24 protein-coding genes and 3 pseudogenes are annotated in these 24,367 nt (G+C 56.9%); 10 read left to right on the top strand and 17 right to left on the bottom strand.

Going from position 1 to position 24,367, the window contains the following annotated elements:
- Window positions 1-153 precede the first annotated feature (153 nt).
- The 6 genes and pseudogenes from ACIQJ2_RS37230 to ACIQJ2_RS37205 form a co-directional block, all read right to left on the bottom strand.
- Window positions 154-1,144: pseudogene (locus ACIQJ2_RS37230) on the bottom strand (IS5 family transposase).
- Window positions 1,145-1,232: 88 nt separating this feature from the next.
- Window positions 1,233-1,511, bottom strand: coding sequence for a hypothetical protein (locus ACIQJ2_RS37225; protein WP_400677929.1), 279 nt, complete (start codon window positions 1,509-1,511; stop codon window positions 1,233-1,235).
- A 9-nt stretch (window positions 1,512-1,520) separates the two neighbouring features.
- Window positions 1,521-1,820, bottom strand: a complete 300-nt coding sequence (locus tag ACIQJ2_RS37220) for a DUF982 domain-containing protein (RefSeq protein ID WP_400677928.1) — start codon at window positions 1,818-1,820, stop codon at window positions 1,521-1,523.
- Window positions 1,821-1,898: 78 nt separating this feature from the next.
- Complete coding sequence (locus ACIQJ2_RS37215) at window positions 1,899-2,372, bottom strand: Hsp20 family protein (RefSeq protein WP_400677926.1); 474 nt, start codon at window positions 2,370-2,372, stop codon at window positions 1,899-1,901.
- Between the two features lie 245 nt (window positions 2,373-2,617).
- Window positions 2,618-2,908 carry a hypothetical protein gene (locus ACIQJ2_RS37210; RefSeq protein ID WP_400677924.1) on the bottom strand — a complete coding sequence of 97 codons (291 nt, stop codon included), beginning with the start codon at window positions 2,906-2,908 and terminating at the stop codon, window positions 2,618-2,620.
- Window positions 2,909-3,000: 92 nt separating this feature from the next.
- Entirely contained in the window at window positions 3,001-3,273 is a 273-nt protein-coding gene (locus ACIQJ2_RS37205) for an usg protein (RefSeq protein WP_133705737.1), read from the bottom strand.
- Window positions 3,274-3,549: 276 nt separating this feature from the next.
- On the opposite strand from ACIQJ2_RS37205, the gene ACIQJ2_RS37200 reads away from it, so the two are divergent.
- Window positions 3,550-3,864, top strand: coding sequence for a co-chaperone GroES (locus ACIQJ2_RS37200; protein ID WP_400677923.1), 315 nt, complete (start codon window positions 3,550-3,552; stop codon window positions 3,862-3,864).
- A 49-nt stretch (window positions 3,865-3,913) separates the two neighbouring features.
- The gene (groL, locus tag ACIQJ2_RS37195) at window positions 3,914-5,542 is read left to right on the top strand and encodes a chaperonin GroEL (protein ID WP_400677922.1); all 1,629 of its coding nucleotides are present in this window, start codon (window positions 3,914-3,916) and stop codon (window positions 5,540-5,542) included.
- An 898-nt stretch (window positions 5,543-6,440) separates the two neighbouring features.
- On the opposite strand, the gene ACIQJ2_RS37190 is transcribed toward groL, so the two are convergent.
- Window positions 6,441-7,217, bottom strand: coding sequence for a hypothetical protein (locus tag ACIQJ2_RS37190; protein WP_400677942.1), 777 nt, complete (start codon window positions 7,215-7,217; stop codon window positions 6,441-6,443).
- Window positions 7,218-7,491: 274 nt separating this feature from the next.
- On the opposite strand from ACIQJ2_RS37190, the gene ACIQJ2_RS37185 reads away from it, so the two are divergent.
- Both ACIQJ2_RS37185 and ACIQJ2_RS37180 read left to right on the top strand, forming a co-directional pair.
- Complete coding sequence (locus tag ACIQJ2_RS37185; RefSeq protein ID WP_400677921.1) at window positions 7,492-8,559, top strand: linear amide C-N hydrolase; 1,068 nt, start codon at window positions 7,492-7,494, stop codon at window positions 8,557-8,559.
- Window positions 8,560-8,748: 189 nt separating this feature from the next.
- Entirely contained in the window at window positions 8,749-8,880 is a 132-nt protein-coding gene (locus tag ACIQJ2_RS37180; protein WP_400677920.1) for a hypothetical protein, read from the top strand.
- A gap of 117 nt (window positions 8,881-8,997) precedes the next feature.
- Here the strand turns inward: ACIQJ2_RS37180 and ACIQJ2_RS37175 are convergent.
- The 3 genes and pseudogenes from ACIQJ2_RS37175 to ACIQJ2_RS37165 form a co-directional block, all read right to left on the bottom strand.
- Window positions 8,998-9,335, bottom strand: a pseudogene (locus ACIQJ2_RS37175) (PIN domain-containing protein); the annotation flags it as partial.
- Window positions 9,332-9,559, bottom strand: a complete 228-nt coding sequence (locus ACIQJ2_RS37170; protein ID WP_400677919.1) for a type II toxin-antitoxin system Phd/YefM family antitoxin — start codon at window positions 9,557-9,559, stop codon at window positions 9,332-9,334. The gene ACIQJ2_RS37170 and the pseudogene ACIQJ2_RS37175, both read right to left, overlap by 4 nt.
- Before the next feature lie 127 nt (window positions 9,560-9,686).
- Entirely contained in the window at window positions 9,687-9,983 is a 297-nt protein-coding gene (locus ACIQJ2_RS37165; protein WP_400677918.1) for an ArsR/SmtB family transcription factor, read from the bottom strand.
- 76 nt (window positions 9,984-10,059) lie between these two features.
- Between ACIQJ2_RS37165 and ACIQJ2_RS37160 the strand changes: the two genes are divergently transcribed.
- From ACIQJ2_RS37160 to ACIQJ2_RS37145, 4 genes are all read left to right on the top strand, one after another.
- Complete coding sequence (locus ACIQJ2_RS37160; RefSeq protein WP_400677917.1) at window positions 10,060-10,413, top strand: carboxymuconolactone decarboxylase family protein; 354 nt, start codon at window positions 10,060-10,062, stop codon at window positions 10,411-10,413.
- 588 nt (window positions 10,414-11,001) lie between these two features.
- Window positions 11,002-11,202, top strand: a complete 201-nt coding sequence (locus tag ACIQJ2_RS37155) for a DUF2892 domain-containing protein (RefSeq protein ID WP_400677940.1) — start codon at window positions 11,002-11,004, stop codon at window positions 11,200-11,202.
- 12 nt (window positions 11,203-11,214) lie between these two features.
- Complete coding sequence (locus tag ACIQJ2_RS37150) at window positions 11,215-12,177, top strand: efflux RND transporter periplasmic adaptor subunit (protein ID WP_400677915.1); 963 nt, start codon at window positions 11,215-11,217, stop codon at window positions 12,175-12,177.
- The gene (locus ACIQJ2_RS37145) at window positions 12,174-15,377 is read left to right on the top strand and encodes an efflux RND transporter permease subunit (protein ID WP_400677914.1); all 3,204 of its coding nucleotides are present in this window, start codon (window positions 12,174-12,176) and stop codon (window positions 15,375-15,377) included. Before ACIQJ2_RS37150 ends, ACIQJ2_RS37145 begins: the two co-directional genes overlap by 4 nt.
- A gap of 568 nt (window positions 15,378-15,945) precedes the next feature.
- On the opposite strand, the gene ACIQJ2_RS37140 is transcribed toward ACIQJ2_RS37145, so the two are convergent.
- The 6 genes from ACIQJ2_RS37140 to ACIQJ2_RS37115 form a co-directional block, all read right to left on the bottom strand.
- On the bottom strand, window positions 15,946-17,199 hold the full coding sequence (locus tag ACIQJ2_RS37140) for a S10 family peptidase (RefSeq protein WP_400677912.1): 1,254 nt from the start codon (window positions 17,197-17,199) through the stop codon (window positions 15,946-15,948).
- Between the two features lie 406 nt (window positions 17,200-17,605).
- Complete coding sequence (locus ACIQJ2_RS37135; RefSeq protein WP_400677945.1) at window positions 17,606-17,842, bottom strand: hypothetical protein; 237 nt, start codon at window positions 17,840-17,842, stop codon at window positions 17,606-17,608.
- Window positions 17,843-18,161: 319 nt separating this feature from the next.
- Window positions 18,162-18,455, bottom strand: coding sequence for a type II toxin-antitoxin system RelE/ParE family toxin (locus ACIQJ2_RS37130; RefSeq protein ID WP_400677911.1), 294 nt, complete (start codon window positions 18,453-18,455; stop codon window positions 18,162-18,164).
- A complete protein-coding gene (locus ACIQJ2_RS37125) occupies window positions 18,455-18,709 on the bottom strand; it encodes a type II toxin-antitoxin system ParD family antitoxin (protein WP_400677910.1) in 255 nt (84 codons plus the stop codon). The genes ACIQJ2_RS37130 and ACIQJ2_RS37125 overlap by 1 nt, the downstream gene beginning before the upstream one ends.
- 797 nt (window positions 18,710-19,506) lie before the next feature.
- Window positions 19,507-19,665: a phospholipase D-like domain-containing protein gene (locus tag ACIQJ2_RS37120; RefSeq protein ID WP_400677939.1), complete on the bottom strand. Its 159-nt coding sequence runs from the start codon at window positions 19,663-19,665 to the stop codon at window positions 19,507-19,509.
- Between the two features lie 231 nt (window positions 19,666-19,896).
- Window positions 19,897-21,048: an alpha/beta fold hydrolase gene (locus tag ACIQJ2_RS37115; protein WP_400677909.1), complete on the bottom strand. Its 1,152-nt coding sequence runs from the start codon at window positions 21,046-21,048 to the stop codon at window positions 19,897-19,899.
- Between the two features lie 108 nt (window positions 21,049-21,156).
- Here ACIQJ2_RS37115 and ACIQJ2_RS37110 point away from each other — a divergent pair, with 108 nt between their 5' ends.
- On the top strand, window positions 21,157-22,053 hold the full coding sequence (locus tag ACIQJ2_RS37110) for a LysR family transcriptional regulator (protein ID WP_400677907.1): 897 nt from the start codon (window positions 21,157-21,159) through the stop codon (window positions 22,051-22,053).
- Between the two features lie 277 nt (window positions 22,054-22,330).
- Window positions 22,331-23,869 carry an IS3 family transposase gene (locus ACIQJ2_RS37105; RefSeq protein WP_400677906.1) on the top strand — a complete coding sequence of 513 codons (1,539 nt, stop codon included), beginning with the start codon at window positions 22,331-22,333 and terminating at the stop codon, window positions 23,867-23,869.
- 29 nt (window positions 23,870-23,898) lie between these two features.
- Here the strand turns inward: ACIQJ2_RS37105 and ACIQJ2_RS37100 are convergent.
- Window positions 23,899-24,276: pseudogene (locus ACIQJ2_RS37100) on the bottom strand (Fic family protein); the annotation flags it as partial.
- Window positions 24,277-24,367 lie beyond the last annotated feature (91 nt).

Raw genomic sequence — 24,367 nt, 5'->3', positions numbered from 1 at the left:
GTTAAATTCCGCCCTGTTGACCTGCTAGGCAGAGACAGCCTATCAAGGGCGCGGGTGCATCGATCGTATTGCGAGCGGAATTCGGTCTTTGATGCTGCGGGGCTTTGGTGCGCGGATCGTTAAATGAACGGAATTCCGTCTTTGATGCTACGACTATGCGATAGCGAACTTGAGCCGGACGGATTTCGGGCGAGCGCATGCCAGCATTCGATTGAGCACTGCGCAGCTGAGGGCGACTTCCGTCTGCTGTGCTGCGAACGAGCGCGCTCTTAGCCGGCCGCCGATGATGGATTTGTAGCGACTGATCGCGCTCTCGACCAAGGATCGTTTGCCGTAGCCGGTCGCGGCCTGGCATTTCATCCGGCCATCAGCTTTGATCGTCGCGATATGTTGGTTTCGTTGATTGGTGGGATCGTCGTGCTGACGTTCTACCGCATTGGCACGCGGCGGGACAACTACCTCAGCATCGGCGGTGTGCCTGATGACGGCAGCGTAGGTCGGCTCACCGTCATAGGCTCCATCGGCCGTGAACTGCGCTATCGGCATGTCGATCTGGTCGAGTAGTGGCTCCACCTGCGAGCCGTCGCCGGAATCCCGGTCCGTCATAACGTGAGCGATGATGTCAGAGCTGTCGGCATCCAGCGCCAGATGCAGTTTCCGCCAAGCCCTACGGGATTTAACACCCTGCTTTTCCTCCAGCCATTGGCCAGCGCCCGTAGACCTGCAGCCCTGTGCTATCGATCAGGACGTGGACAGGCCCTTTCCCCGGAATGCGATCATCGTGCCGCTTGTTTGGCGCCTTCCGCTTACTGGCCCGACGGCTCAGGGTCGTGTGATCGGGAATGGCGAGATCCAGCCCAATCAGCTTCAGTAGCGAGGCCAAGAAGCCTTCAGTCTGCCGCAGCCGCAAGCCGAACACCAGCCCCAGCGTCAGGGCAGTCTCAATCGCCAGATCCGAATAGCGCGGCTGGCCGCCGCGCGTCGTTCGCTTCGGCGCTCGCCAGGACGACAGTGCCTCGGGCGTCACCCAAAGCGTCAGACTTCCGCGCCGACGAAGGCCTGTCTCGTACTCCCGCCAGTTCGTGACTTTGAACTTCATCTTGCCAATACGATGGCGGCGGTAGGCGTTGTGCTTGAAAGGCATCGTTGCAAAAGCCAGGTTATTGCGATCGCAGGTCACCTACGACAACGCAATTAACGATCCGAGCACCAAGGCTCCCGGAAGGGAACCTCTACGAATGAGGCAGCCCGTCTAGTTCTTTGCAAGCAGACTGAATCTCGTCGATTGAGATAAGCTCATCCAACCCTGGCAATCGTCGAAAAGCCGGCTTTGAATCGACCGCATAGAAGTCAGATGCCCACGCGGCAAGGATCGCGAGTTTGTCATCGACCAAGAGAGATGGGGATCTCAAGACATCCATCGGTCGCCGGAGTTGCATGCCTGGCATCAATACTGCGGGGCCTATGGTGGCTGCACAGTCGAGCGCATGCCGCAAGATGGTGTTTTCCATGACATCTCCTCATTGCACATGGGGATCGCGGTCACGTCGAATGCGAGAGGCAGCAATTGCTGGCGTTTCGGGAGCCAGCAGATCATGCTTCGCCGCAAATGCTGCGAACGGGCCGCGTGCCGTCTCTGCCTCGATTTTCCCGTTAAGCGCCGCCTGACACGCCTTCATAGCGACAGAGTGCGCCGTATCCCTGAACGATGTCGGCCATTCGGCAAGGTGTCGGTAAGCGTCCATGACGTTGCGAACCTCCGTAGGGAAGCCCAGGCCGACCAGAATGGTGACAGGTTTTATGGACATATCGGGTTTCATTGCTCTCTCCTTCCCAACCCGGAATGTTGACGGGCGCCACCGCAATGGCGCCCCTTACCCACTGGATGAACTTAACGATCAAGCCGCCTTCTGCCCTTCGATCTGAGGCGGGGCGACTGACGTTAAGGGCGGCGTGGTCTGGATCGAAATCTTCCTCGGCTTCAGGGCTTCCGGGATTTCACGAACAAGATCGATCGACAGAAGACCATTGCTGAGATCCGCGCCGTTCACCCGCACATGGTCGGCAAGCTCGAAACGGTGCTCGAACGGGCGCCCGGCGATGCCGCGATGCAGGTAGCCCTCATTGGCGGCCTCCTGCTTCTTTCCGGTGACAGTCAGCAGGTTGGACTGGAAGGTGATGTCGAGATCATCCTGGGCAAAACCTGCGACCGCGATCGAGATGCGGTAGCTGTCGTCGCCGGTCTTGACGATGTCATAAGGCGGCCAATCGCTGATCGAGCGGGCGCGCTGGGCGTTTTCGAGAAGATTGAAGACCCGATCGAAGCCGACGCTCGAGCGGAAGAGCGGTGCGTAGTCGTAAGATGTTGCCATAGCCATATCCTCCTTGAAGCAACATGGGTAGAGAAGCGCCGAAAGGCGGCGCTTCCAGCAAGGCCAGCTCTATCTTCAGCAGCTGGCGGAAAACGATTTGGTTTTTTAGAATTTCGGATTCAAGATCCGTGGCGCAAAATTTCATCCCAAGTAAGATCAGGCAATTTTCGACTTCATTCTCTTGCATCTTTGCCGGTAAAATGCCCCACCCCGTCGACGCGCCGACAAGTCTGCCCCATCGCCCTTCAATGGACGGATCGACTGATAACCCGATGGGGATATGCAGCCTTGAACTGCGCCATCATCGCGCTGGCCTGCTGCAGCACACGTTCGGTCTTTTCAGGATTATCGCGAGCAAGTTCGTCGGCATTGACCCGCATGGCTTCTGCCATGCGGCCAGATATCATTGCGAACTTCCCTTCTCCATAGACCAGCGCTTCTTTTGAGGCGGTCTCAAGCAACCGGGCATAGTCCACGATGATCTCTTCGCGTTCATCGATGCCAACGCTCTTGATGATGCTGATATTCTCTTCCATGCAGGTGTCACTCCATACACAATCGACGCACGCCGAGTTCAACGCCTCGGGCGGTCGATGAGCTAGGAAGCGGACAAATCGAAATCAAGAGTTCAGTGAAGCTTGAACTCGCCCTCAACCCGTCGCCATTCGTTCGGTCCGATCAGACGCTGGTGCGTATAGCGGACGGAGTGCAGCGGTCCGTCGAGACTGTCGCGCCAGAAGTCGAGAAACCTGTGCATCTCTGGGAAATCAGGTGCGAGATCGTAATCCTGCCAAACGTAGGTTTGCAGGACGGATTCGAAATCGGGGATGCGATAAAGGATATGCGCGGTGGTCAGCCCATAGCCATTGAGCTGACGCTCGAGATCCGATGAGAATTGCATGCATCATCTCCGTTTCTGTTCACAGCGAAGGTGGCGCAAAATCGTGCAGCCATCAACGGTTTTCTGAACGCCCTGATGCTGTTTCCTGTTCCTTTCCAGTATGTTAGCAGCAGTCAGCGTCGAGTGCTAATTTTTCTTGTGGAGCCTCTTGAAATCGAAAAATCTCGAAAATAAATTTCTTCGCGCGGACGCTCAATGAGGTTCGCACCCCCCGGACTGGTCATCCGGTCCGGGCTGGGTTTTCAACGTCATCATTTTTGCTCAACGGAGGAAAACATGTCGTTCCGACCGCTTCATGATCGCATTCTCGTCCGCCGGGTCGAATCCCAGGAAAAGACCAAAGGCGGCATCATCATTCCCGACACTGCCAAGGAAAAGCCGCAGGAAGGCGAGGTCATCGCTGTCGGTCCCGGTGGACGCAACGAGGCCGGGCAGATCCAGGCGCTTGATGTCAAGGCAGGCGATCGCATCCTGTTCGGCAAATGGTCAGGCACCGAGATCAAGATCAATGGAGAAGACCTGCTGATCATGAAGGAAAGCGATGTGATGGGCGTCATTGAGGCGCATGCAACGCAGAAGCAGGCCGCTTAAGCGCGCCCAATCACCAGTCGAACTTGCTGCCTATTGAAGGAGTGAATAAATGGCTGCGAAAGATGTAAAATTCAACACCGATGCCCGTGAACGCATGCTGCGTGGGGTCGATTTGCTCGCCAATGCGGTAAAGGTAACGCTCGGTCCGAAGGGCCGCAACGTCGTTATTGACAAGTCCTTCGGCGCACCACGCATCACCAAGGACGGCGTGTCGGTCGCTAAGGAAATCGAACTGGAAGACAAGTTCGAGAACATGGGTGCTCAGATGCTGCGCGAAGTGGCCTCGAAGACCAACGATCTCGCCGGCGACGGCACCACGACAGCAACCGTTCTCGCCCAGGCGATCGTCAAGGAAGGCGCCAAGGCTGTCGCTTCCGGTATGAACCCGATGGACCTGAAGCGCGGTATAGATCTGGCCGTCGACGCTGTCGTCAAGGAACTGAAAACCAACGCCCGCAAGATCACCAGCAATTCCGAAATCGCCCAGGTCGGTACGATCTCGGCCAATGGCGATGAAGAGATCGGCAAGTATCTGGCCGAAGCGATGGAAAAGGTCGGCAACGAAGGCGTCATCACGGTTGAAGAAGCCAAGACCGCCGAAACCGAGCTCGAAGTCGTCGAAGGCATGCAGTTCGACCGCGGCTACCTCAGCCCCTACTTCGTTACCAATCAGGACAAGATGCGGGTGGAATTCGAAGATCCCTTCATTCTCATCCACGAGAAGAAACTCTCCAACCTGCAGTCGATGCTGCCTGTACTCGAAGCCGTGGTGCAGTCCGGCAAGCCGCTGGTCATGATTGCCGAGGATGTGGAAGGCGAAGCGCTCGCCACGCTCGTGGTCAACAAGCTGCGCGGCGGCCTGAAGATCGCTGCCGTGAAGGCGCCGGGCTTCGGCGATCGCCGCAAGGCCATGCTGGAAGACATCGCCATCCTGACGGGCGGCACCGTCATCTCCGAAGACCTCGGCATCAAACTGGAGAATGTCACGCTCAACATGCTTGGCCGCGCCAAGAAGGTGGCGATCGAGAAGGAAAATACGACGATCATCGATGGTGTCGGCTCCAAGGCCGAGATCGACGGCCGCGTTGCTCAGATCAGGGCGCAGATCGAGGAAGCCACCTCTGACTACGACCGCGAAAAGCTGCAGGAGCGGCTCGCCAAGCTTGCCGGTGGCGTTGCCGTTATCCGCGTCGGCGGCTCGACCGAAGTCGAAGTCAAGGAGAAGAAGGACCGCGTCGACGACGCGCTGCATGCGACGCGCGCAGCCGTCGAGGAAGGCATCCTGCCGGGCGGTGGTGTCGCGCTGCTGCGCGCCGTCAAGGCACTCGACAGTCTTGCGACCGCCAACCAGGATCAGAAGGTCGGCGTCGAGATTGTCCGCCGCGCCATTGAAGCGCCTGTTCGCCAGATCGCCGAGAACGCCGGCGCCGAAGGCTCAGTCATCGTCGGCAAGCTGCGTGAGAAGAGTGAGTTCTCCTACGGCTGGAACGCTCAGACGGGTGAATACGGTGATCTCTACGCCCAGGGCGTCATCGATCCCGCAAAGGTTGTGCGTACTGCACTTCAGGACGCCGCGTCGGTTGCGGGCTTGCTCGTGACGACGGAAGCCATGATCGCCGAGAAGCCTAAGAAAGACGCAGCCCCGCCACTCCCATCGGGCGCTGGTATGGACTTCTAACAGCGTTGCGCTTCGCCCGCCCCCCAAGGGGGCGGGCCACTTAAGGACGGGAAGATGAATTTGAGGAATTTGTTGCCGCAGGAGCATGCTCGGCTTTGCGCGGGTATTGTGAGGGAGGTTTCCAATGCGAGGGGAGTCTCGAAAGACCCAATCGCCGTCGCCAGCTTGACGATGACGGTCGCCAAACTTTACAACAGCGGTCTACACTGTCGAGAGGAGCTTCTATCGGCGGCGATGCGGGCCGTCGATGCGCCGCCCGGCACCGCAGCAAATGGCAAAAGCGAGTTGCAGCATACTCAGTTTGCGGAGAGATAGGCTCAGTCTTGCCGATGTCCTCTGGCTGTTTTCGGCGACAGGCGAGCGAACAACGATTGGCGTAACACCCGGCCGGAAATTAACGTGCGATGCCAATCGGTGACGAATATGCGTGGCTTTGTGGGTAGCGTGCAGATGTAGGAGGCGATGTTCCGAATAATGGCTCGCTTCGCCAGTTTTGCGCCCATCGGCGCCATTTTGATGTCAAAAGAATCGATCATGCAGTTCAAGGCTGCAAGCTGCCGGCCACCATGGTTTCATTGAGAGGGCGGTTGCCGCTCCTCTCCGTAGAGCGGGAAATCAGTTCGGCGCACCCGTCGTTGGTTCGAACCGTGAGAACTGGAAGACCGATATGATATCGAAGGCAGGATATGTGCTCTCGGGAGGCCACATGTTACCCGTAAGCCAACGTTTCGTTCCCACATCCGATGGCGCAGCGTGAACAAGGGCGACAGCGCAGGATCTCCGCTTCCCATAATCGGGCAATTTCGACCAGTCAGCACCTTCCCCGTCCCAAAGGTCCAGCGTTCGATGTCGATGGCCGCTCAGATCATTGACCGTAATGTGGAGGATTGCGGACAATTCAGAACCGGTAGGTCATGCCCAGAACCGGGCCCGAGAGCCGTGTGTCGTAAACATAGCCGTCGTGATCGTAATCAACGCTTAAGACCTTATATCCCGCCGAGGCAGAAACACGATCCGAGAAAGTATAGTTGACCGTTGCCAGCGCCGACCATGTGAGCTTCGACCCCGCTCCAAACCCGCCCACATCCGCTTGCGCCTGCACGGAAAGCTTTTCCGTCACCGCTAGGAACGCGCGGGCGCCGATCACCGGATCGACCCATCCAAAATCCTCGTCATGGCTGGCCGAGCGGTTGCCAATTGCTGGATGGCTCGCGGTTACCGTCACATCGTTTGAGATGTGCCAGACGCGCGCACCAGCCAGGGCGTCCAAACTGAACTGCGGGCTGTCGACCACACGGTAGCCGCCTTGCAATGTTGCCATGAACTGTTTCGTGTCCACCTTTGCATCGACGCTGGCACCCGGCGGTATAGCAACTCCGAACCCGGGGATTTGCAGCGCAGGTAGGGGACCGGCACCATGGCTGCCTGTCGTATCGACATACATCATGTCGCCGGATACGACGAACCGATCGTACCGTCCCCATATGTTGATGAAACCACCGAAATTGAGATCGTCCATGACATCGGAGAATGACTTCTCCACATGGATCGTCGGCGCACGGCGAAATGGCGACAGATGCCCCTCCAGCCCCGCGGCCCAAAGATAGGGGGTTATCTGCAGCGCCCAGTTCTGTTGATCAGCCGCCTTCGGTGTCGCTTCTTGCCGATCAACAATGTCAGCATCCGCTGCGCAGACATGAAGAGCGCTGCATAGTACCAGAATGACCGTGGTAGCGAATGTGTTCAAAGTGGTCCCTCTCATGCTGAAAGTGAATTTACGACCAGTGCGGAGAGGCACGTCATCGTCCCCTCGGTCTTGCAGGCATGCCGTTACAACCGCCGCTAGTCACTCAGTATTAGCTAACTGAGCAGATTCTACTTCCTGCAACAAGTTCGATTTCGTAGGATCCCTCCAAACGCAGTCGCCACTCGAGGCGCGGAGAAAGCTCATGATCCTGAAATGGCATTTACTCTCGACCAAATGCGCCGCCCTGCTGATATCGACGACCATATTGGCGTCGACCACCACGCAGGCTTGCACACGTTTCGTCTACCACGGCGCCGGAGACGAGGTGATCACCGCGCGTTCCATGGACTGGAAAACGGACGTCGGGACGAATCTCTGGCTTTTTCCACGAGGCATGAAGCGAGCCGGAGCGGCCGGCCCGAACTCGATCGAGTGGACATCGAAGTATGGCAGTGTGATCGCGTCCGGTTACGACATCTCAACGACCGATGGCATGAACGAAGCCGGGCTGGTCGCGAATGTCTTATGGCTCGTCGAATCCACCTATCCTGGTTATGATGGCAAGAGACCCGGCCTCACAATTGCGGCCTGGGCTCAATATGCGCTTGACAACTATGCGACCGTTCAAGAAGCAGTCGATGCGCTGGCGAAGGAACCTTTTACGATCGTCACGGATAAGGTGCCAGGAGAAGACAGGCTGGCGACAATGCACCTCTCGATTTCGGACGCGACCGGAGATAGCGCCATCATCGAGTATATCGGCGGCAAGCAAGTCATCCATCACAACCGCGATTATCAGGTGATGACCAATTCCCCGATTTTTGAAAAACAACTCGCCATGGAGGAATATTGGCGACAGATCGGTGGCACGGTCATGCTTCCGGGCACAAACCGTGCGTCCGACCGCTTCGCGCGCGCCTCGTTTTACGTAAACGCCATCCCGAAAAGCGAGAAACCCGTCGAGGCAATCGCAAGCGTCTTCAGCGTTATTCGAAATGTCTCGGTGCCATTCGGCATTACCACGCCGGGCGAGCCCAATATCTCCTCCACGCGCTGGCGCACGGTATCCGATCAAAAGCGCCGACTGTATTTCTTCGAGTCAGCACTCACGCCGAACGTCTTCTGGCTCGATCTGAACAAGCTGGACTTCTCTGAAAAGACCGGAAAGGTCATGAAGCTTGATCTTGGCCCCGACCAGAGCCGTATCTATTCGGGAATGGCCAACGATCAACTCAAGGAGGCTAAACCCTTCAGGTTTCTTGGGATCTAGGCGCCTAGCGCTATTAGAAAATTTATGCTTCGATCTTTGGCGTCCCGATCGCCGCGCCTCTAAAACGCCCGGTGCCCCACGTAAAGCCTCTGGCGACCGTCGTCGGCATGGTGTTGAACTTTACGCCAATCCCACCGATGAAGGCATTGTTCTGAAGCGCAGTGATCAACTTCCGTCATGGTGATCTTGATGCTGATCGCCTCCAATCAAAAGGTCATGAAGCAGTTTGTTATCGGCGGCGGGTTGAAGGCGCTTGGCTGGGCGTCCTGTCTTGCCATGCTTCTGGCCGTTATCGGCATGGCGGTGACGGCATTTTTGTGAAATTTGGAAACCAAGCTCCAATTTCCTGGCAGAAGTACGAGACCGAACAATGGTCTCGAAATCAAAGAAGGTCGAAAAAGATGGCGATTACGCTGCAAGAATGAGGTTGGCCTTTTTGACAGCCGTCGCAGCAATGGGTGCGTCTGCCTCACTGCGTCGATCTGGGATATGCAGGTGCGCGCATCGGGTCGCGACTCCATCGTCGATTGACAAGATGCGTCCGACGAAGTCTGGCCGGACGTGATTTTCTAACCAGGCAAGCAAGCCCGCGCCCTGGGATGCTTCCCGGAGCTGGAGACTAAGGATACCTCGTTCCAACTCCAGGATCATTATCGCGGGAAGACACAGCTGTGTCGTCGCTTGAGCTCTGCCGATGCAACCACATTTGCATCGGCTCTGCCGTCTCCAACCCTCCTCAGTCCAGATAGGACGTTGGTGTCCAGCAGATATTTCACGACGGATCCACACCACGAGGTGCAATCTCGCTGCGAGGCGTGTCGAAATCAACATCTGATAAGCCGGGCATGGAAAGGGCATCGACAAGATTGGGGCGCTTGCGGGTATGACGCTCAAATTCACCACAAGTCATCAATACATGCGATGGTTTGCCGCGATCGGTGATGATAGCCGGACATTTTGGGCTGCTCTTTTTGCGCCAGCGCCATCGATCTTGGCGCAATTTTCATCTCGTTGGAACAAGGCAAATTAACATGGCCGTAACACCTCTGTCACCTTGTTGTCGTCGGAGATTCGAGACATTCAAGCGGGTCTGTGCATTTGCACAGCTATCGCGTTTCACCTGAAATCTACCGACAGAACCGTTCGTAAAGCACCTTCATGATCTCGACGACGGCCGGATCCTTGATGAAATAGTAAAGCGTGCGATGATCCCGCCGAAAATCCACGATCCCCTCCTTTTTCAACTTCGCCAGATGCTGAGACATCGACGTCTGCGGAATATTCGTCGCTTCGATCAGCGAGGTGACGTTTTGCTCGCCTTCCAGCAAATGGCAGAGCACCAGCAGCCGATGTTCGTTGGCTAAGCCGCTGAGGAAGGCAGAAGCCTTGCCTGCTTTCTTTTCCATAGCTTGCGCGAGGTTCATCGCTTCTCCCTTCACATTTCATATTTTTATGATATCATACAAATATGGATTTAAAATCTGCATTGAGGATACCCTGATGTCGAAAGACTACCGGCAATTAACACAGGACATATCGGCTTACACCGCGGAAATCCGCAAAATCTGTCCAGAAGCCATGCAGGGCTTCCACGCGCTCTCCAAAGCCGCAACGACGGGCGATGCCGTCGATCAGAAGACGAAGGAATTGATCGCGCTTGCGATAGGCGTCACCCAGCGATGTGACGGTTGCATCGCGTTTCACGCCAAAGCACTGCAACAAATCGGCGCTACCCGCGTGGAGATCGCAGAGGTGATGGCGATGTGTGTCTACATGGGTGGCGGACCGGCATTGATGTATGCCGCGGATGCCCTGAGAGCTTATGACCAATTCGCAGCCGCCTCGCCTGCGTAAATTCCTCGGCGATTTGATCCGCGTCAAGGTCCATCGACACCATGAGCTTAGGCTCAGATAGAATCGGAGGGAACTATGGCCCACATCGTTGTCCTGGGAGCTGGATTGGGAGGAACCATCGCAGCCTATCAGCTTCGCGATCAGCTCGGGACGGAACACGAAGGTTCCGTCGTCGGCAAGGGTGAAACGTACAGCTTCGTGCCATCAAATCCATGGGTCGCCGTCGGCTGGCGGGACCGAGCTTCTGTTGAAGTCGATCTTGTTCCGGTTTTCAGAAGCCGCAACATCACATTCCATCCGCAAGGAACAAGCCGGCTGCACCCGGCCGAGCGGCGGATCGAATTCCCAAGCCGCAAATACCGCCGCGTAATGTCAATTGGTCTTCAAGCGGCGCATGGGTTCACGCGGCCAAGGTCGGATTCGAAAAAATACTATCTGCACGAAATGCGCACGGGCACTCCCGAGTCGATTTACGAGCGGCTGGCACTTCACGCACTTGGAATGGAAAAGCTGAAAGAAATCAACATCGAAAACACCCAGACGACCGCACCGAAATTGCGATCGTGTCTCACAATCGGAGTAACGCAAATGACCTTGGATCGATCCATTCTCGCCTTTGCTGGTATCATGGTGCTGCTATCGGTGGCCCTGACGGTTTGGGTGTCGCCGTATCTTGTATGGCTGACGGTTTTTGTCGGCGCCAACATGTTACAGTCGGCCTTTACAGGCTTCTGTCCAGCGGCGATCGCCCTTCGAAAACTCGGAATCAAGCCCGGCGCGGCCTTCTAGGAATATAAATCCATGCGCCTGATCTACCTGCTGGCGGGACTCTTCTGTTCCGGTCCAGCCGCCGCTGCGACACTGACCTTACAGCCAACCGCTATCACCGAATGGAAAGCCGTCTATGGGACGATAGAGGCACGTGACACCATCGCTGCCCGCGCGCGCATTGGCGGCACGATCGTCGAACTGAACGTGTCCGAAGGAGACACCGTCAGGTCAGGCCAGAAGATCGCGGTCGTTCACGATGAAAAGCTTGCGTTCCAGATCGCCGCCATGGATGCGCAGATCAATGCACTGCAGTCGCAACTGTCGACGGCGCAAACGGACCTTGCGCGCGCGGAAACCCTGGTTCTAAGGGGCGTTACGACGGCTCAGCAGCTCGATGCGATGCGCACACAGGTCGCCGTGACACAGAACCAGATCATCTCGACGCAGGCTCAACGTTCGGTGATCGTGCAACAGCAGGCCGAGGGCGAAGTCGATGCCCCGAGCGAGGGAAGAATACTGACCGTCCCGGTCACCAAGGGGGCTGTCATTATGGCGGGCGAGACGGTGTCGACGGTCGGTGGCGGCGGCCTCTTCTTGCGGTTGGCCATCCCTGAGCGCCATGCGGCGTTCTTAACGGAGAACGCCACGATAAAGATCAATGCCAATGGCAAGCAGTTGTCGGGACGACTGGCAAAGATCTATCCACAGATTAACAATGGACGCGTGATTGCCGACGTCGAGACCGATCAGCTCGATACACCGTTCGTCAATGCCCGCGTTCTCGTCGAGGTTCCAGTCGGTGAAAGAACGACGCTGCTTGTGCCGGAGACCGCGATTTCCACGCATTCTGGACTGGATTTCGTCAAAGTCGACGAGGGCGCTGCCGAGGTCGAGCGAGCGGTCGTACCCGGCGAGCATATTGAACGTCCAGATGGCCGCTTCATAGAGATACTCACGGGACTTGCCCAAGGCGACAAGGTTATCGTCCCATGATGCCTGACGAATCCTCTTTGGGTATTGCGGGGCGTCTGACCCGCTCATTCATCGCTTCTGCGCTAACCCCACTTCTGCTCCTGGCCGCACTGGCCTTCGGCGCGATCGCGCTCCTGACCCTACCGCGCGAAGAGGAGCCGCAGATCTCGGTTCCGATGGTCGACATCCACGTCCGCGCCGACGGACTGAAAGCAGAGGACGCCGCCAAGCTCGTCACCGAACCGCTCGAGACCATTCTCAAAGGAATTAATGGCGTGGAACACGTCTATTCCCAGACGAATGACGATCAGGTTCTCGTCACGGCGCGGTTTGTCGTCGGGACGCCCTCCGACACAGCCCTTCTGCGGGTCCATGAAAAGGTCCAGGCGAATATGGACAAGATTCCAGTCGGAATCCCAGCGCCATTGATCGTTGGCCGGAGCATCGACGACGTCGCCATTCTCTCGCTGATACTGACGCCGGCGACGGATGATGCCACTCGCATGACGGGCAACGATTTGACACGTGTAGCACGTGAACTCAGAACCGAGCTGTCAAAGGTAGACGATGTCGGTTTGAGCTATCTCGTTGGTGAATCGGACGAGGTCATCCGGGTCGCGCCCGACCCGGCCAAGCTTGCCCTTTATGGTATAACACTTCAGCAACTGGCCGCGAAGGTTGGGGGGGCTAACCGCGCGTTTCCTGCTGGGCAAATTCGCGACCAGGGAGAACAGATCGGCCTTGTCGCCGGAGAGACGTTGGGCACGACCGCCGAAATCGGCAACCTGCTGCTGACCTCACGCGACGGCCGTCCCGTCTACGTGCGAGATGTTGCCAATATTGGTTTCGCGTCAGATAGCGCTGAAACGATTTCGGCAAGCCTCGTGCACGCCGACAAGCAGATTGTTCGCGTGCCCGCCGTCACGATCGCGATCGCAAAACGATCGGGGTCAAATGCCGTTACAGTCGCACAATCCGTATTGGCACGCGTCGAGGCGCTCAAGGGTACGCTTATCCCCAGCAGCATGACATTGCGGGTAACACGCAACTACGGAGAGACAGCCAACGATAAGGCGAATGAACTGCTGCTGCATCTTGGCTTGGCAACCGTATCGATCATCGTGCTCGTCGGCCTTGCCATTGGATGGCGGGAGGCTCTGGTGGTTGCGGTCGTTATTCCGGTTACCATCCTGCTTACGCTTTTTGCCTCGAAACTCATGGGATATACGCTCAATCGCGTGTCGCTGTTCGCGCTGATATTTTCTATCGGCATTCTTGTCGACGACGCTATCGTCATTATCGAGAACATAGCGCGCCATTGGGGAATGGGAGACGACCGCAGCCGCAAGCAAGCGGCGATAGAAGCGGTTGCGGAAGTGGGAAATCCGACAATTATCGCCACATTGACGGTGGTCACGGCGCTCCTGCCAATGCTGTTCGTCTCAGGCATGATGGGTCCCTACATGAGCCCCATTCCCGCCAATGCGTCGGCGGCGATGGTCTTTTCGTTCTTCGTCGCCGTCATCGTGACACCGTGGCTGATGCTGAAAATTGCTCGTAGAGACAAGATTGGCCACTCGGAACAATCCCACCCACAAGGCGGAATGGTCGGCCGCCTCTACACGCTAGTCGCCCGCCCGCTGCTGGCCTCAAAGACGATAAGCTGGATTTTTCTGGCCGTTATCGGCTTGCTGACGCTTGGCTCGCTTGCCCTCTTCTACACCGAGAACGTCACAGTCAAGCTTTTGCCCTTCGACAACAAATCGGAGCTTTCCGTGATGATCGATTTACCGGAGGGCTCGTCCGTGGAAGCAACAGATGCGACCGCCCAATCGATCGCGCGCATTGCGATGGAACTTCCCGAAGTCCTATCGGCACAAACCTACGCCGGAACCGCGGGCCCCTTTAATTTCAATGGGCTGGTGCGCCACTACTATCTTCGGGCCGGCCCGGAACAGGCAGAAGTTGCGCTCGAACTGCTGCCGAAGGCCGAGCGCTCCCGGACAAGTCATGAGCTTGCCATCGCGATCAGAAATCGCCTGACCACAATCGCCACGCCGACTGGCACCAGAATCAAGGTGGTCGAACCTCCGCCGGGGCCGCCGGTGATCGCGACGCTGCTGGCCGAGATTTATGGTCCCGACGGCGACACGCGCCGAAAGGTTGCGGCCAAGGTCGAGGCGGCATTTCGTTCCGTGCCGTTCATCGTCGATGTAGATAACTCATACGGAACGCCGGCAAGACGCCTGCGCGCCACGATCTCGACCGATGACGCCGAGTTCTTTCATGTCGAGGAAGGCGACGTCTTCGATACGCTCTCGATCCTCAGCAATGGCCAAACCGTCGGCTATTCGCATCGAGGCGGTGGCCGCCAACCCATTCCCATCCGGCTTGAACTGCCGAAGAGCGACCGAGTGTTGAACGAAGGGTTCTTGACCACGCCGATACCGGCAAATGTTCTACCTGGTGATCGCGGCGTCGTGGAACTTGGCGATGTCGTGCATGTAGCCGCGGAGAGAGCGTCATTTCCGATTTTTCGCCACAACGGACGCGCTGCCGAGATGGTGACGGGCGAACTGGCGGGAACCTATGAGGCCCCCTTGTATGGCATGCTTGCCGTAAGGAAGGCGCTGGATGCCCAGGACTGGACGGGCCTTTCGGAACCGCGCATATCTCTGCATGGCCAGCCCGACGACGAAAGCGTTTCGACGCTGCTTTGGGACGGTGAATGGGAAGTCACCTGGGTGACGTTTCGAGACATGGGTGCCGCGTTCATGGTTGCCTTGCTCGGCATCTATATTCTGGTCGTCGCCCAATTCGGTTCATTCAAAGTACCCCTGGTCATTTTGACGCCGATACCGCTCACCTTCATTGGCATTCTTGGCGGTCATTGGCTGCTTGGTGCGCCCTTTTCGGCAACTTCCATGATCGGGTTCATCGCGCTCGCCGGCATCATCGTGCGCAATTCCATCCTGCTGGTTGACTTTATACGCCACAGCGCGACCAAAGACCGTCCGCTGGTAGACATCCTCATCGAGGCAGGCGCCATTCGCTCAAAACCCATTCTCCTAACGGCACTAGCTGCCATGATCGGAGCCGGGGTCATTCTCAGCGATCCGATTTTCCAGGGTCTCGCGATTTCGCTGCTGTTTGGCTTGGCCTCGTCAACTTTGCTGACGGTTCTGGTTATTCCCGCAATCTACAGGGTTCTGAGGACATAGGTGTTGTCGCTGCAAGGAATTTTCCTCAATCTTTGTTCACAAAGCCTGGGCTTATTCCAATTCCAAGATCGATTGGAACTCCAGGGGATATAAGGGAGCCGAGCCGGCCGGCCGTGCCGACTTCCCCCCGAGGTCGGCAATCAGGACATATGCCAGAGGACGATCCACAGGCAGACCCAATCCAATGGCCATTGCCTTTGGAGTAGCTCAATGCCAGATATCGATCGTCCAAAAAGTCTATAGTCATTGATTGGATCTCGATGCCGCGTGGTGCCGGCAGTGGGTGAAGCCGAAACGATGCCGTTTCATTCGCAGAGCGATGCCTTCCGTGCCTTGTTGCGAGAACAAGGAGTTCCGGTATCGGTGCGAATTGTGCGCGATCGCAACCCTATGAATTCCGTTGGCGACCTGGGAATTCCCGGCACGGAGACTCGAGACCTGCTGGTGGGACTTGTCCAGGCAGACCATTGTCTCTCATGAGGCGGAGCCGATCAGATCATCAGTCAAGTGGCAGGCCACCCGGCGTTGCCTTAGGCAATCATCAACCCGTTCGTCGCAAATCTGTTCTCTACTGCCCAGTCACCAACGCTTCAGCGTCGGCGTGAAGCACTTTGCGGCTATCGTCACGAGAATAAAACATGTGGCCTCCTGGATAGACCGTGAACTGCAACCGGCCCGGTACGCCGTAGTCTGGCACCTGGTCGATCATACGTTTGTTCTGCAGGTACGGGACCTGGATATCGGTAAGCCCGCCGGTTACCAGTACGCGGAATTTCGAGTCCAGCGCCAGCATGGCACGTAGCTGCTCCATCGAAGAGGGTGGCTGCGGCCGATCCCCCCAATTCCAGCCGCGGAAAACCTGCTCGCTGAGGATATTGTAGGGTCGGTCGATCTTCCAGTTGAGCTTGTCGATATAGAGGCCAACAATCGCGCTGGTCATCGGCGCTTCGAGCCCCGTCACTGCGGGATCCAGCCATTCATTATAGTTTGAGGTCGGATCGGGATCGTAGGCACTGACGGTCGCATCGTAGGCGCCGACGACTTTGCCCTCGGCTCGTTCATGCTCGCGTTGGAACGTCGTCTTGTCGATCCGGCCCCCGAGCCGCTTTACCAGGGCCGGATCAAGACCTGTGAACTGGGTGACGTTTTGCACCATTCGCGACACTGCATCCACATCACGCGGGCCGCGCATAAAGTCCTGCAAATAGTCGCTGGTCGCATAGCGCTCAACGTCGGCGAGGTCGATGCGGGTGACAGGCCCTCTCTCTTCCCGATAAGCCGCAGCATAGGCCGGCAGACGATCGAGCCAGGAGAACGCACCGGCATCAGCACCGAAATCCAGCACCGGCGAGATCAGGACAAGACCACTGATACCAACGCCCTGATTGGTGGCCAGTTCTTGTGCAAGCAGCGGCCCCCGAAAGCCTCCATAGCTCTCGCCAACAATAAATTTCGGCGATTCCGTTCGGTCGTTGCGCGCCAGCCAACGCCGCACGACCTCGCTCAGCGCCCTAATGTCGCCGTGCACCGACCAGAACTTACGCTTTGCCGCATCCCCGTCTGCTACGATGCGGCTATAGCCGGTGCCAGGCGGATCGATGAATACGAGATCAGTAAAGTCGAGCCAGGTTTCATGGTTGTCGACGAGCACTGGCGGTGCCGACGGATAAATCTTGCCGGGCTCCATGGGCAATCGCCAGGGCCCGATCGCGCCAATGTCGAGCCAGGCCGACCCCGCACCGGGACCCCCATTGAAAGCAAATGTCACGGGCCTCGTCTTCGCTTCGCCGGCGTCGAGTTTATAGGCCACGAAGCCGATCACCGCTTCATCCTGGCCTCTTTCGTCCCGGAGGCGCATGCTGCCGGCCGAGGCCGTGAAATTCAGAACACGTCCATCAGCAAGAGTTATGGATTGATGCGTTGCGGAGTCTTGGGGTAGACGCCTGGCTCGCTCATGATCCCGTGTACTATCGTCGCGGGAGGCACTACGGCTCGCATTGTCGTGACTTGCCTTATCCAAGCCGGTCTGGCCAGAGGTCTCGTCGTCTTCAGCCAAGGCGACCTGCCCGGCAACGCAGATGCATAAGGTCACAAGAGCGGCAGCCCTAAGCCAACGATGCGCCAAGACGTTTCTCCGATCAACAAAGGAAGTCCAGTGCGGTCACCTTAAGGTCGTCGTTCGAAACTGCAATAGGGTACCTGCCACGGGAGCGGGAAAGAGCTGGGGGTCAGGCTGCAAGGTAGAGCTTTGCCTGTTTGAGGCGGCCGTCCGTCACGGCGGCTCGAACCTGTAGAAGCCGATGAGCGCCAATCGGCGACCAACGCATCTGACGCTTCTTGTTCATGCGGGCATTGTTGAGGCTGTTGGCGGCACTTTCTCTGCCGGAGAACTGGATATCGGCGGGCCGGTGTCTATCGGCGCAGTGATTGGGGCAGATCGGCGTTACAAGGTGTTGATTTTCCAAAGATCGGCGGCGCCATTGCGCAACGCCGATTCACATGCGTTCTCATCGAGAATGATGGCGATGCGAAGCTGACGCATACGACCTGGCTCGCGACCCGGTCGTTTCGACAGCGTTTCTGAGTATACTTCGGGTCAAGTGTTGAGTTTTAAACGCTGTGAGCCGTATTTTCATCCGAAGATAATCCAGGCGGTGGTGACGAATCCATTGACCAATTTGCTATATCGAAGCCGTTAGAGGGTCACGGCGAGATGCGATACCGAAATTGCAACGCAATTAAACACTCTGATTCAACGATACTTACTCGTCCGCTCAATGAGGCTTAAACGGCATCGCCGACCCAGTCTTCATGTCCATGGCATATTCTGATCACGAAAATTACTCCGCCCTCCTCAATCCGATAGACAATAAGATGGGCTTTGAAAGGATAAATTCTGACCGGCGGCGAAATCTCTTCTCGTTCACGAGCCATTCGCGGGCTGGCAGCGATCAGATCAAACATAGCGAACAAATCATCATGGTAACGCCTGGCCTGGGCGATTCCGAACATGCGTATACCTTGTTCGGCGATCGCAATGATGTCCTCTTCCGCTTCAACCGAAAGGCTAAAAGGCATTACCTGCGGCCGCGTGTTGTTTCTCCGCGCGCAGCGGCCGCAGCAAAGAGTTGATCCTTCGACCGGCTGCCAACGCCGCTTTTGAGACCATCATCAACAAAACACTGCATGGCGGCAATCTTGTCACTGCGAGCCTGGTCCCTGCGGATCAAGTCGCGTACATAGTCACTGGCGTTGGAATATCGCCCAGTCTTTGTTTGCGCCTCGACCCAATCTTTCATCGGATCGGGAAGAGATACGTTCATCGTCGCCATTCGAGCCTCCATCGTATGAGCAGGTTACGCGACGTTGGCAAAGTTTGTCAAATCCATCACCGCAAATCGGGCACGCAATTCGGTTAGGTGCGATCTGTTGATTTGCATGATGATCTAGCCCAGTTTTGCGTTTCCTGATGACCCGGTCGCAAATTCGAACTATCCACCTTTTCAGGGTATTAGATCCATCCGGGCGGGTTAGCGCGCAATTGTAATCGGGGTCAAAATCCCCCGAAACTCAACAATCGCGACTTACCGGGAGAATGAGACCCGTCAACGACCGAGTAAATTCAGATATTAGCGGTATACGAATTCAGCCCTTTAGGCAGCTGCGATGCGGCGATCTGGTAATTTGGCAGCTCTCTACGACGGTCTAGTTCTTGTAGAAGGCTAAGCAACGTCTTTGCAGCTTCAAGGTGCAGTCGGTCTAGCGTTACACCGGAGCGCGTTACAACCTCGAAGGTGCGCATGTCCAGAATGGAATAGTCGCCATCATCATCTTGGTGCAGATAATATCGCATATATACATGATAGACATTACTTATATTTAAGAAAGTGAAATTCGCGCGCCAAAGTAGAGTTTGCTGACTATTTTTCGTACGCTACATGACGTCGTTCAGGTTTCTGTCAGACGGCTCTTTTTCGGCGCGCCGTGCGAAATTGGCGCCCCAATCGACGTTTCGCATGAAGTGCCGCAAGGCAATCAAGCTCTGCCTCACACTGGGGGCAGAGCTTTATTTGACTACGACCATTCGATCACTGATTTTCTTAGGATGCGTCGAAGGGACCAGAGATCTTCAGACGGATATCCAATTCGCCCAATGCTCTCGCGCCAGCTGTCGACTCTCCAAGAAGGTCACGTTCTCCACATCCCGTTTCTGAGCCGACGCCGTGCAGTTGTACGACCCGCCGATCGCAAGCCACTCATCAATTACCATGATCTTGTTATGCGCAATCGCCGGCTCGAAATCGATTCAGACCGGAGTGGTGGCCGCGTCGAGCAATGTAGCGCCCGAATATTTCCGCTCGTTTGTCTTGTCGAGGATCGCCAGGACTTCAACGCCCCTGCCCCACATCCGTGACATCGATGCCACTTTGCAAATGAACCCTCCAGACCTCCCAGTTGATCGTGGACCCAGATATGCTTCGAGGCTCCGACTACGGGCTGGAGCCTCGACAATGCTTGCTTATTCGATGCCCAATGGGTTCGAGATCCGGAGCTGCCAATTGCCCGTCGCTGAGCGCTCGACGATCTGGGTGGCGGTGCCGCGCTGAACGCTGGGGTGACCGTCGGACGCGACACTGATTTCCCAGTCGAGGAGAAGCAGTGCGATATCACCGCTCTTTAGCACGCGGCGGACCGTGTTTCTGAGGATCGGCTTTAGCAAAACCAGCTTCTCGAACTCAACCCGGATGGCCTCAGGGCCACCCTCCACGACGGAACCATCGGTCATGCGCATAGCGGCCTGAGGGTGAAAGAGCATCATAACGCCATCGAGGTTGCCGCCATTCAGCGCACTATCGAAAGCGGCCGCTACGTCTTCCGGCCGCGGCGTCGTCCCTGCCCCACCGGCCAGAAAGGTATCGATCCTGGAAGCGACCTCCTCAGGGGTCTCCAAGGGCGAAAGGTGGCCGACCTCGGGTATGACGGTCAGCTGCGCACCGGGCAAAGATGGAATGACGACGTTTTCCAGCAGCTCGACGCTGTCGACCTTGTCCTTCTCGCCACCGATGACGAGGACCGGAACGTTGATGCGGCCAAGATCCGCACTGACGTCTTCCGAAATCGCGCCTGCGGGCCAGCAGTGCTTCGCAGCAGTGGCCCCGCCCAAGCTGTCCTCAATAGTCTGCTGGCGCAGTGCTTGCGAAAGCGGAAGGGCGGCTAGGACGTTGTCGATGGTCCATACCGTCGACTCTGCTACCGCGTAGGCTCTCTTCATACCTTCACGAATGTCTTCAGGGAGCGACTTACCTTGAGCCGGTGACGGCGCGACGAGGACAAGCCCTGTAAGTCCCGCAGGCTGCCGAGATGCAAGAAGCTGGGCGACCTTTCCGCCCATCGAATGGCCCACGAGGACGTATTTTTTCAGCTCCAAACCAGCGATCGCGGCCTCCACGTCGTTTGCCATCGAAACGATGTCATAGCCACCTTCCGGATGATCCGACTTGCCCCAGCCGCGGGCATCGAAAGCGACCGAGCGAACCTCGGACTTCAAGGCCTTGATCACGTTGTTCCAGGTCCGCGACGTCCCTCCCCAGTAATGAAGAAAAACCAGCGTCTGATCGCCTGCACCACGGTCTTCGAAATGCAGGTTGATACCGTTGGCCTTGATTTCCATCGTTTGTCTCTTTCGTTGTTGATGTCGATGGCATCCATTTATGTCGTTCCCATGAGAACGATAATCCGGTAGTTACTTCATGCACTCGATAACCAAAGGATCGAATTGATGGATCGGTTCGTCGGACTTTCGGTTTTTGTCGCAGCCGTCGACAAGGGCAGTCTAGCCGCTGCCGCGCGAGCACATGGCATCACTCCCGCGATGGCGGGCAAGCATGTGGCCGCGATCGAAGCCGAGCTCGGCGTCCGGCTTCTGCAGCGAACGACACGAAAGCTGCATCTCACCGATGTTGGTATGGACTACTACCAGCGGAGCAGCCTCATCCTCGACGCTCTCGACGAAGCCAATACTAGTGCCTCGCAGCAGCAGGATCAGCCACACGGCACGCTAAGGGTTGCAGCGCCAACCACGTTTGGCGCTCTCCATCTGGGGCAGCCAGTCGCCGAATACACGAGGCGCTATCCGAACGTGTCGGTAGAGATGAGCCTGGAGGATCGCTACGTCGATCTGATTGAAGGAGGATTCGACATGGCGATTCGCATAGGGACCCTGCCCGATTCAAGCCTGATCTCCCGAAGGCTTGGAGAAAGTGGGATGACAGCCTGTGCCGCTCCCGCCTACCTCGACAAGCACGGCAGACCGAGCGACCCGGCGGATCTGCGGCGATACGACCGCCTCGCCTTCAGCAGGGCGACGTCCGGAGGTGACTGGAGCTTCACCGACAAGAAGGGTAAGACGGTAACTGTATCCGGACCGACCCGCCTGAAGGCAGACAACATGCAAATGTTGCTGGCAGCGGCAATGGATGGCGGTGGCATCGTTTACGGGCCAACCTTTGTTCTCGGAGAACATATCACCAATGGAGCGCTTGAGCAGGTCTTACCCGACTATACGACGGAAAGCCTCGGTATTCACGCACTCTACCCGAGTTCGCGCATGCTCGGTACAAAAGTACGGTGCTTCGTTGACCTCCTAGAGGAGAAGTTCAGCAGGGCTTCTCTGTAGCTGTAACAACCTGTCAGATCAGCGTAGACAGTGCGGCCCCCACCTGCGAGATCAGGCCTGTGCCCGCGGACCCGTACCCCTGTTGATCTTCGTCACCGATTTCCATGGAACGCGCTCGGCAGATCGTTTGGTACCACCAGCGTGCACCAGTCGTTGACATGGTCACAAAACGACCCGGGCCACGGTCAAAGCTTGCGTGTTGGTTTTCACGCGGAACTGAGCCGGTTAGGCGCATAAGGGGGTGCGGACGAAAACTTGGACCACCAGGAGGTAGTTCATGTATTCCTACGCAGACAGACTTCGAGCCGTTGAGCTTTATATCCGGCTCGGCAAGCGGCTTAACGCGACCATTCGCCAGTTGGGTTATCCCACCAAGAATGCGCTTAGGGGCTGGTACCGTGAGTACTTACAGCATCTCGACCTGCGTGTTCAGTCGACTGCCCGAGCGCCAAAATATTCCGCGGCCGAAAGGCAGGCGGCACTTGAGCACTTTCGCACCCACGATCGTTGCATCTCTGCGACGATGCGGGCACTTGGCTATCCCGGGCGAGGGACTCTGACCGCCTGGGTCCGGGAGGCATTTCCAGAGACGCGAACATCGATGGTCGGTCGATCGTGGCACCCTGGTTATTGCCAGGAGGTCCGGCAGGCGGGCGTTATCGGACTATGCGGTGGAGATGAAAGCGCTCAACAGGTGGCTGACCGGCTAGGCGTCTCAAGGCCGACATTGTACGCTTGGAAAGATCAGCTTCTCGGTCGTGAGGCTCCTTCATCCATGAAACGCCGCAAAGCCAACTCCAAAGTGCCAGAACGTGAAGAACTCGAGCGAAAGCTTGAAGCCCTTCAGCGTGACGTCCGCCAGTTGCAACTCGAGCATGATCTCCTGAAGAAGGCCAACGAACTATTAAAAAAAGGCCTGGGCGTCGATCTGCAGATCCTGAGTAATCGGGAGAAGACACAGCTGATTGACGCCCTTAAGGAAGTTTATCGCTTGCCAGAACTACTCGCCCAGCTGCGAATTGCCCGAAGCTCCTACTTTTACCATCGCACGCGCATTTGTCTGGCAGACAAGTATGCGGCCGTCCGGCACAGCCTTGCGGAAATCTTTGAAGAGAACCGTCGTTGCTATGGTTATCGCAGACTACAGGCGTCGCTGGCCAAGCAGAGCGTAATAATCTCGGAAAAGGTTGTGCAGCGGTTGATGAAGCAGGAGCAGTTGGTCGTAGCCAGACCGCGTCGACGGCGTTTTGGATCATATCTGGGAGAAATCAGTCCTGCGCCTGAGAACCTGATCAATCGGGACTTCCATGCAGAAGCGCCGAACGTGAAATGGCTGACAGACATCACCGAGTTCCAGATCCCAGCCGGGAAGGTGTACCTTTCGCCTATCATCGACTGCTTCGACGGCATGGTCATCAGTTGGTCGATTGGAACGCAACCAGATGCGGGCCTGGTCAATACCATGTTGGACGCCGCCATCGAGACCGTGACCGACGCAGCGGAACGGCCAATCGTCCATTCCGATCGCGGAGCTCATTATCGCTGGCCCGGTTGGCTCACACGGATTAGCGAAGCGAAATTGGTTCGCTCGATATCCCGAAAGGGCTGTTCACAAGACAACGCCGCGTGCGAAGGCTTCTTCGGCCGGCTTAAAACGGAACTCTTCTATCCACGAGATTGGAAGGCCATCACAATCGAACAGTTCGTTGCCGAGGTAGATGCTTATATTCGCTGGTACAACGAGAAGCGTATCAAGATATCGTTGGGATCGCTCAGCCCGGTCGAATATCGTAAGAGCCTCGGCCTGAACTTATAGAGCAGTCCAACTTTTTATCCGCACCCCCGCAGCAGGCCGGCTTTGATCAAGGCCGGTAACCGCGATTGGTCGTCATGCATAAAGCGCTCGAGCGCGTCCAGGCAACCGCCCATTTCCGTGACGGGCGGTGGCACGAAGAGTGCGTTACCGGGTCGGGTGCCACCAATCCAATTTTGAGAGCGCCGAAACTCTCCTGGATCCTTGGTGCCTCGCCGCCCGCTTTGCAGTAACTTCGCATGCATCTCGCGGATCAGGCGCAACGACATTGGCAGCGTTTCCAGCCGCTCCAAACCGTACATCATCGCATCAACATAGTTCGAAACTTCACGGATATCATCGACCGGTTGCCCCGCTTGGGCCTCGGTCTCAAACCGCAGGAGATCGGAAAGCGTCGACTGTGTGCCTGCGTAGCGGCAAATTAGGTGAGATTCAGCGTCAATCAGGATGAGACTCGCGCCGGGGTGTGACGGAGTGAGGGCGTAGCCCGATCGTAGTCAT

The organism is Rhizobium sp. NPDC092011 (genome assembly GCF_044756305.1).
In the GTDB taxonomy this organism is placed as follows: Bacteria; Pseudomonadota; Alphaproteobacteria; order Rhizobiales; family Rhizobiaceae; genus Rhizobium.
The sequence above is the reverse complement of the archived record's forward strand: the minus strand, read 5'-3'. Positions and strand labels throughout refer to the sequence as shown.

Coding starts and splice junctions, on each gene's coding strand:
- ACIQJ2_RS37210 (WP_400677924.1), bottom strand. CDS start 2,908: ATGGAAGAGAATATCAGCATCATCAAGAGCGTTGGCATCGATGAACGC.
- ACIQJ2_RS37225 (WP_400677929.1), bottom strand. CDS start 1,511: ATGGAAAACACCATCTTGCGGCATGCGCTCGACTGTGCAGCCACCATA.
- ACIQJ2_RS37155 (WP_400677940.1), top strand. CDS start 11,002: ATGACCTTGGATCGATCCATTCTCGCCTTTGCTGGTATCATGGTGCTG.
- ACIQJ2_RS37215 (WP_400677926.1), bottom strand. CDS start 2,372: ATGGCAACATCTTACGACTACGCACCGCTCTTCCGCTCGAGCGTCGGC.
- ACIQJ2_RS37185 (WP_400677921.1), top strand. CDS start 7,492: ATGATCCTGAAATGGCATTTACTCTCGACCAAATGCGCCGCCCTGCTG.
- ACIQJ2_RS37160 (WP_400677917.1), top strand. CDS start 10,060: ATGTCGAAAGACTACCGGCAATTAACACAGGACATATCGGCTTACACC.
- ACIQJ2_RS37150 (WP_400677915.1), top strand. CDS start 11,215: ATGCGCCTGATCTACCTGCTGGCGGGACTCTTCTGTTCCGGTCCAGCC.
- ACIQJ2_RS37125 (WP_400677910.1), bottom strand. CDS start 18,709: ATGGCGACGATGAACGTATCTCTTCCCGATCCGATGAAAGATTGGGTC.
- ACIQJ2_RS37145 (WP_400677914.1), top strand. CDS start 12,174: ATGATGCCTGACGAATCCTCTTTGGGTATTGCGGGGCGTCTGACCCGC.
- ACIQJ2_RS37115 (WP_400677909.1), bottom strand. CDS start 21,048: ATGGAAATCAAGGCCAACGGTATCAACCTGCATTTCGAAGACCGTGGT.
- ACIQJ2_RS37205 (WP_133705737.1), bottom strand. CDS start 3,273: ATGCAATTCTCATCGGATCTCGAGCGTCAGCTCAATGGCTATGGGCTG.
- ACIQJ2_RS37105 (WP_400677906.1), top strand. CDS start 22,331: ATGTATTCCTACGCAGACAGACTTCGAGCCGTTGAGCTTTATATCCGG.
- ACIQJ2_RS37220 (WP_400677928.1), bottom strand. CDS start 1,820: ATGAAACCCGATATGTCCATAAAACCTGTCACCATTCTGGTCGGCCTG.
- groL (WP_400677922.1), top strand. CDS start 3,914: ATGGCTGCGAAAGATGTAAAATTCAACACCGATGCCCGTGAACGCATG.
- ACIQJ2_RS37180 (WP_400677920.1), top strand. CDS start 8,749: ATGCTGATCGCCTCCAATCAAAAGGTCATGAAGCAGTTTGTTATCGGC.
- ACIQJ2_RS37130 (WP_400677911.1), bottom strand. CDS start 18,455: ATGCCTTTTAGCCTTTCGGTTGAAGCGGAAGAGGACATCATTGCGATC.
- ACIQJ2_RS37200 (WP_400677923.1), top strand. CDS start 3,550: ATGTCGTTCCGACCGCTTCATGATCGCATTCTCGTCCGCCGGGTCGAA.
- ACIQJ2_RS37110 (WP_400677907.1), top strand. CDS start 21,157: ATGGATCGGTTCGTCGGACTTTCGGTTTTTGTCGCAGCCGTCGACAAG.
- ACIQJ2_RS37165 (WP_400677918.1), bottom strand. CDS start 9,983: ATGAACCTCGCGCAAGCTATGGAAAAGAAAGCAGGCAAGGCTTCTGCC.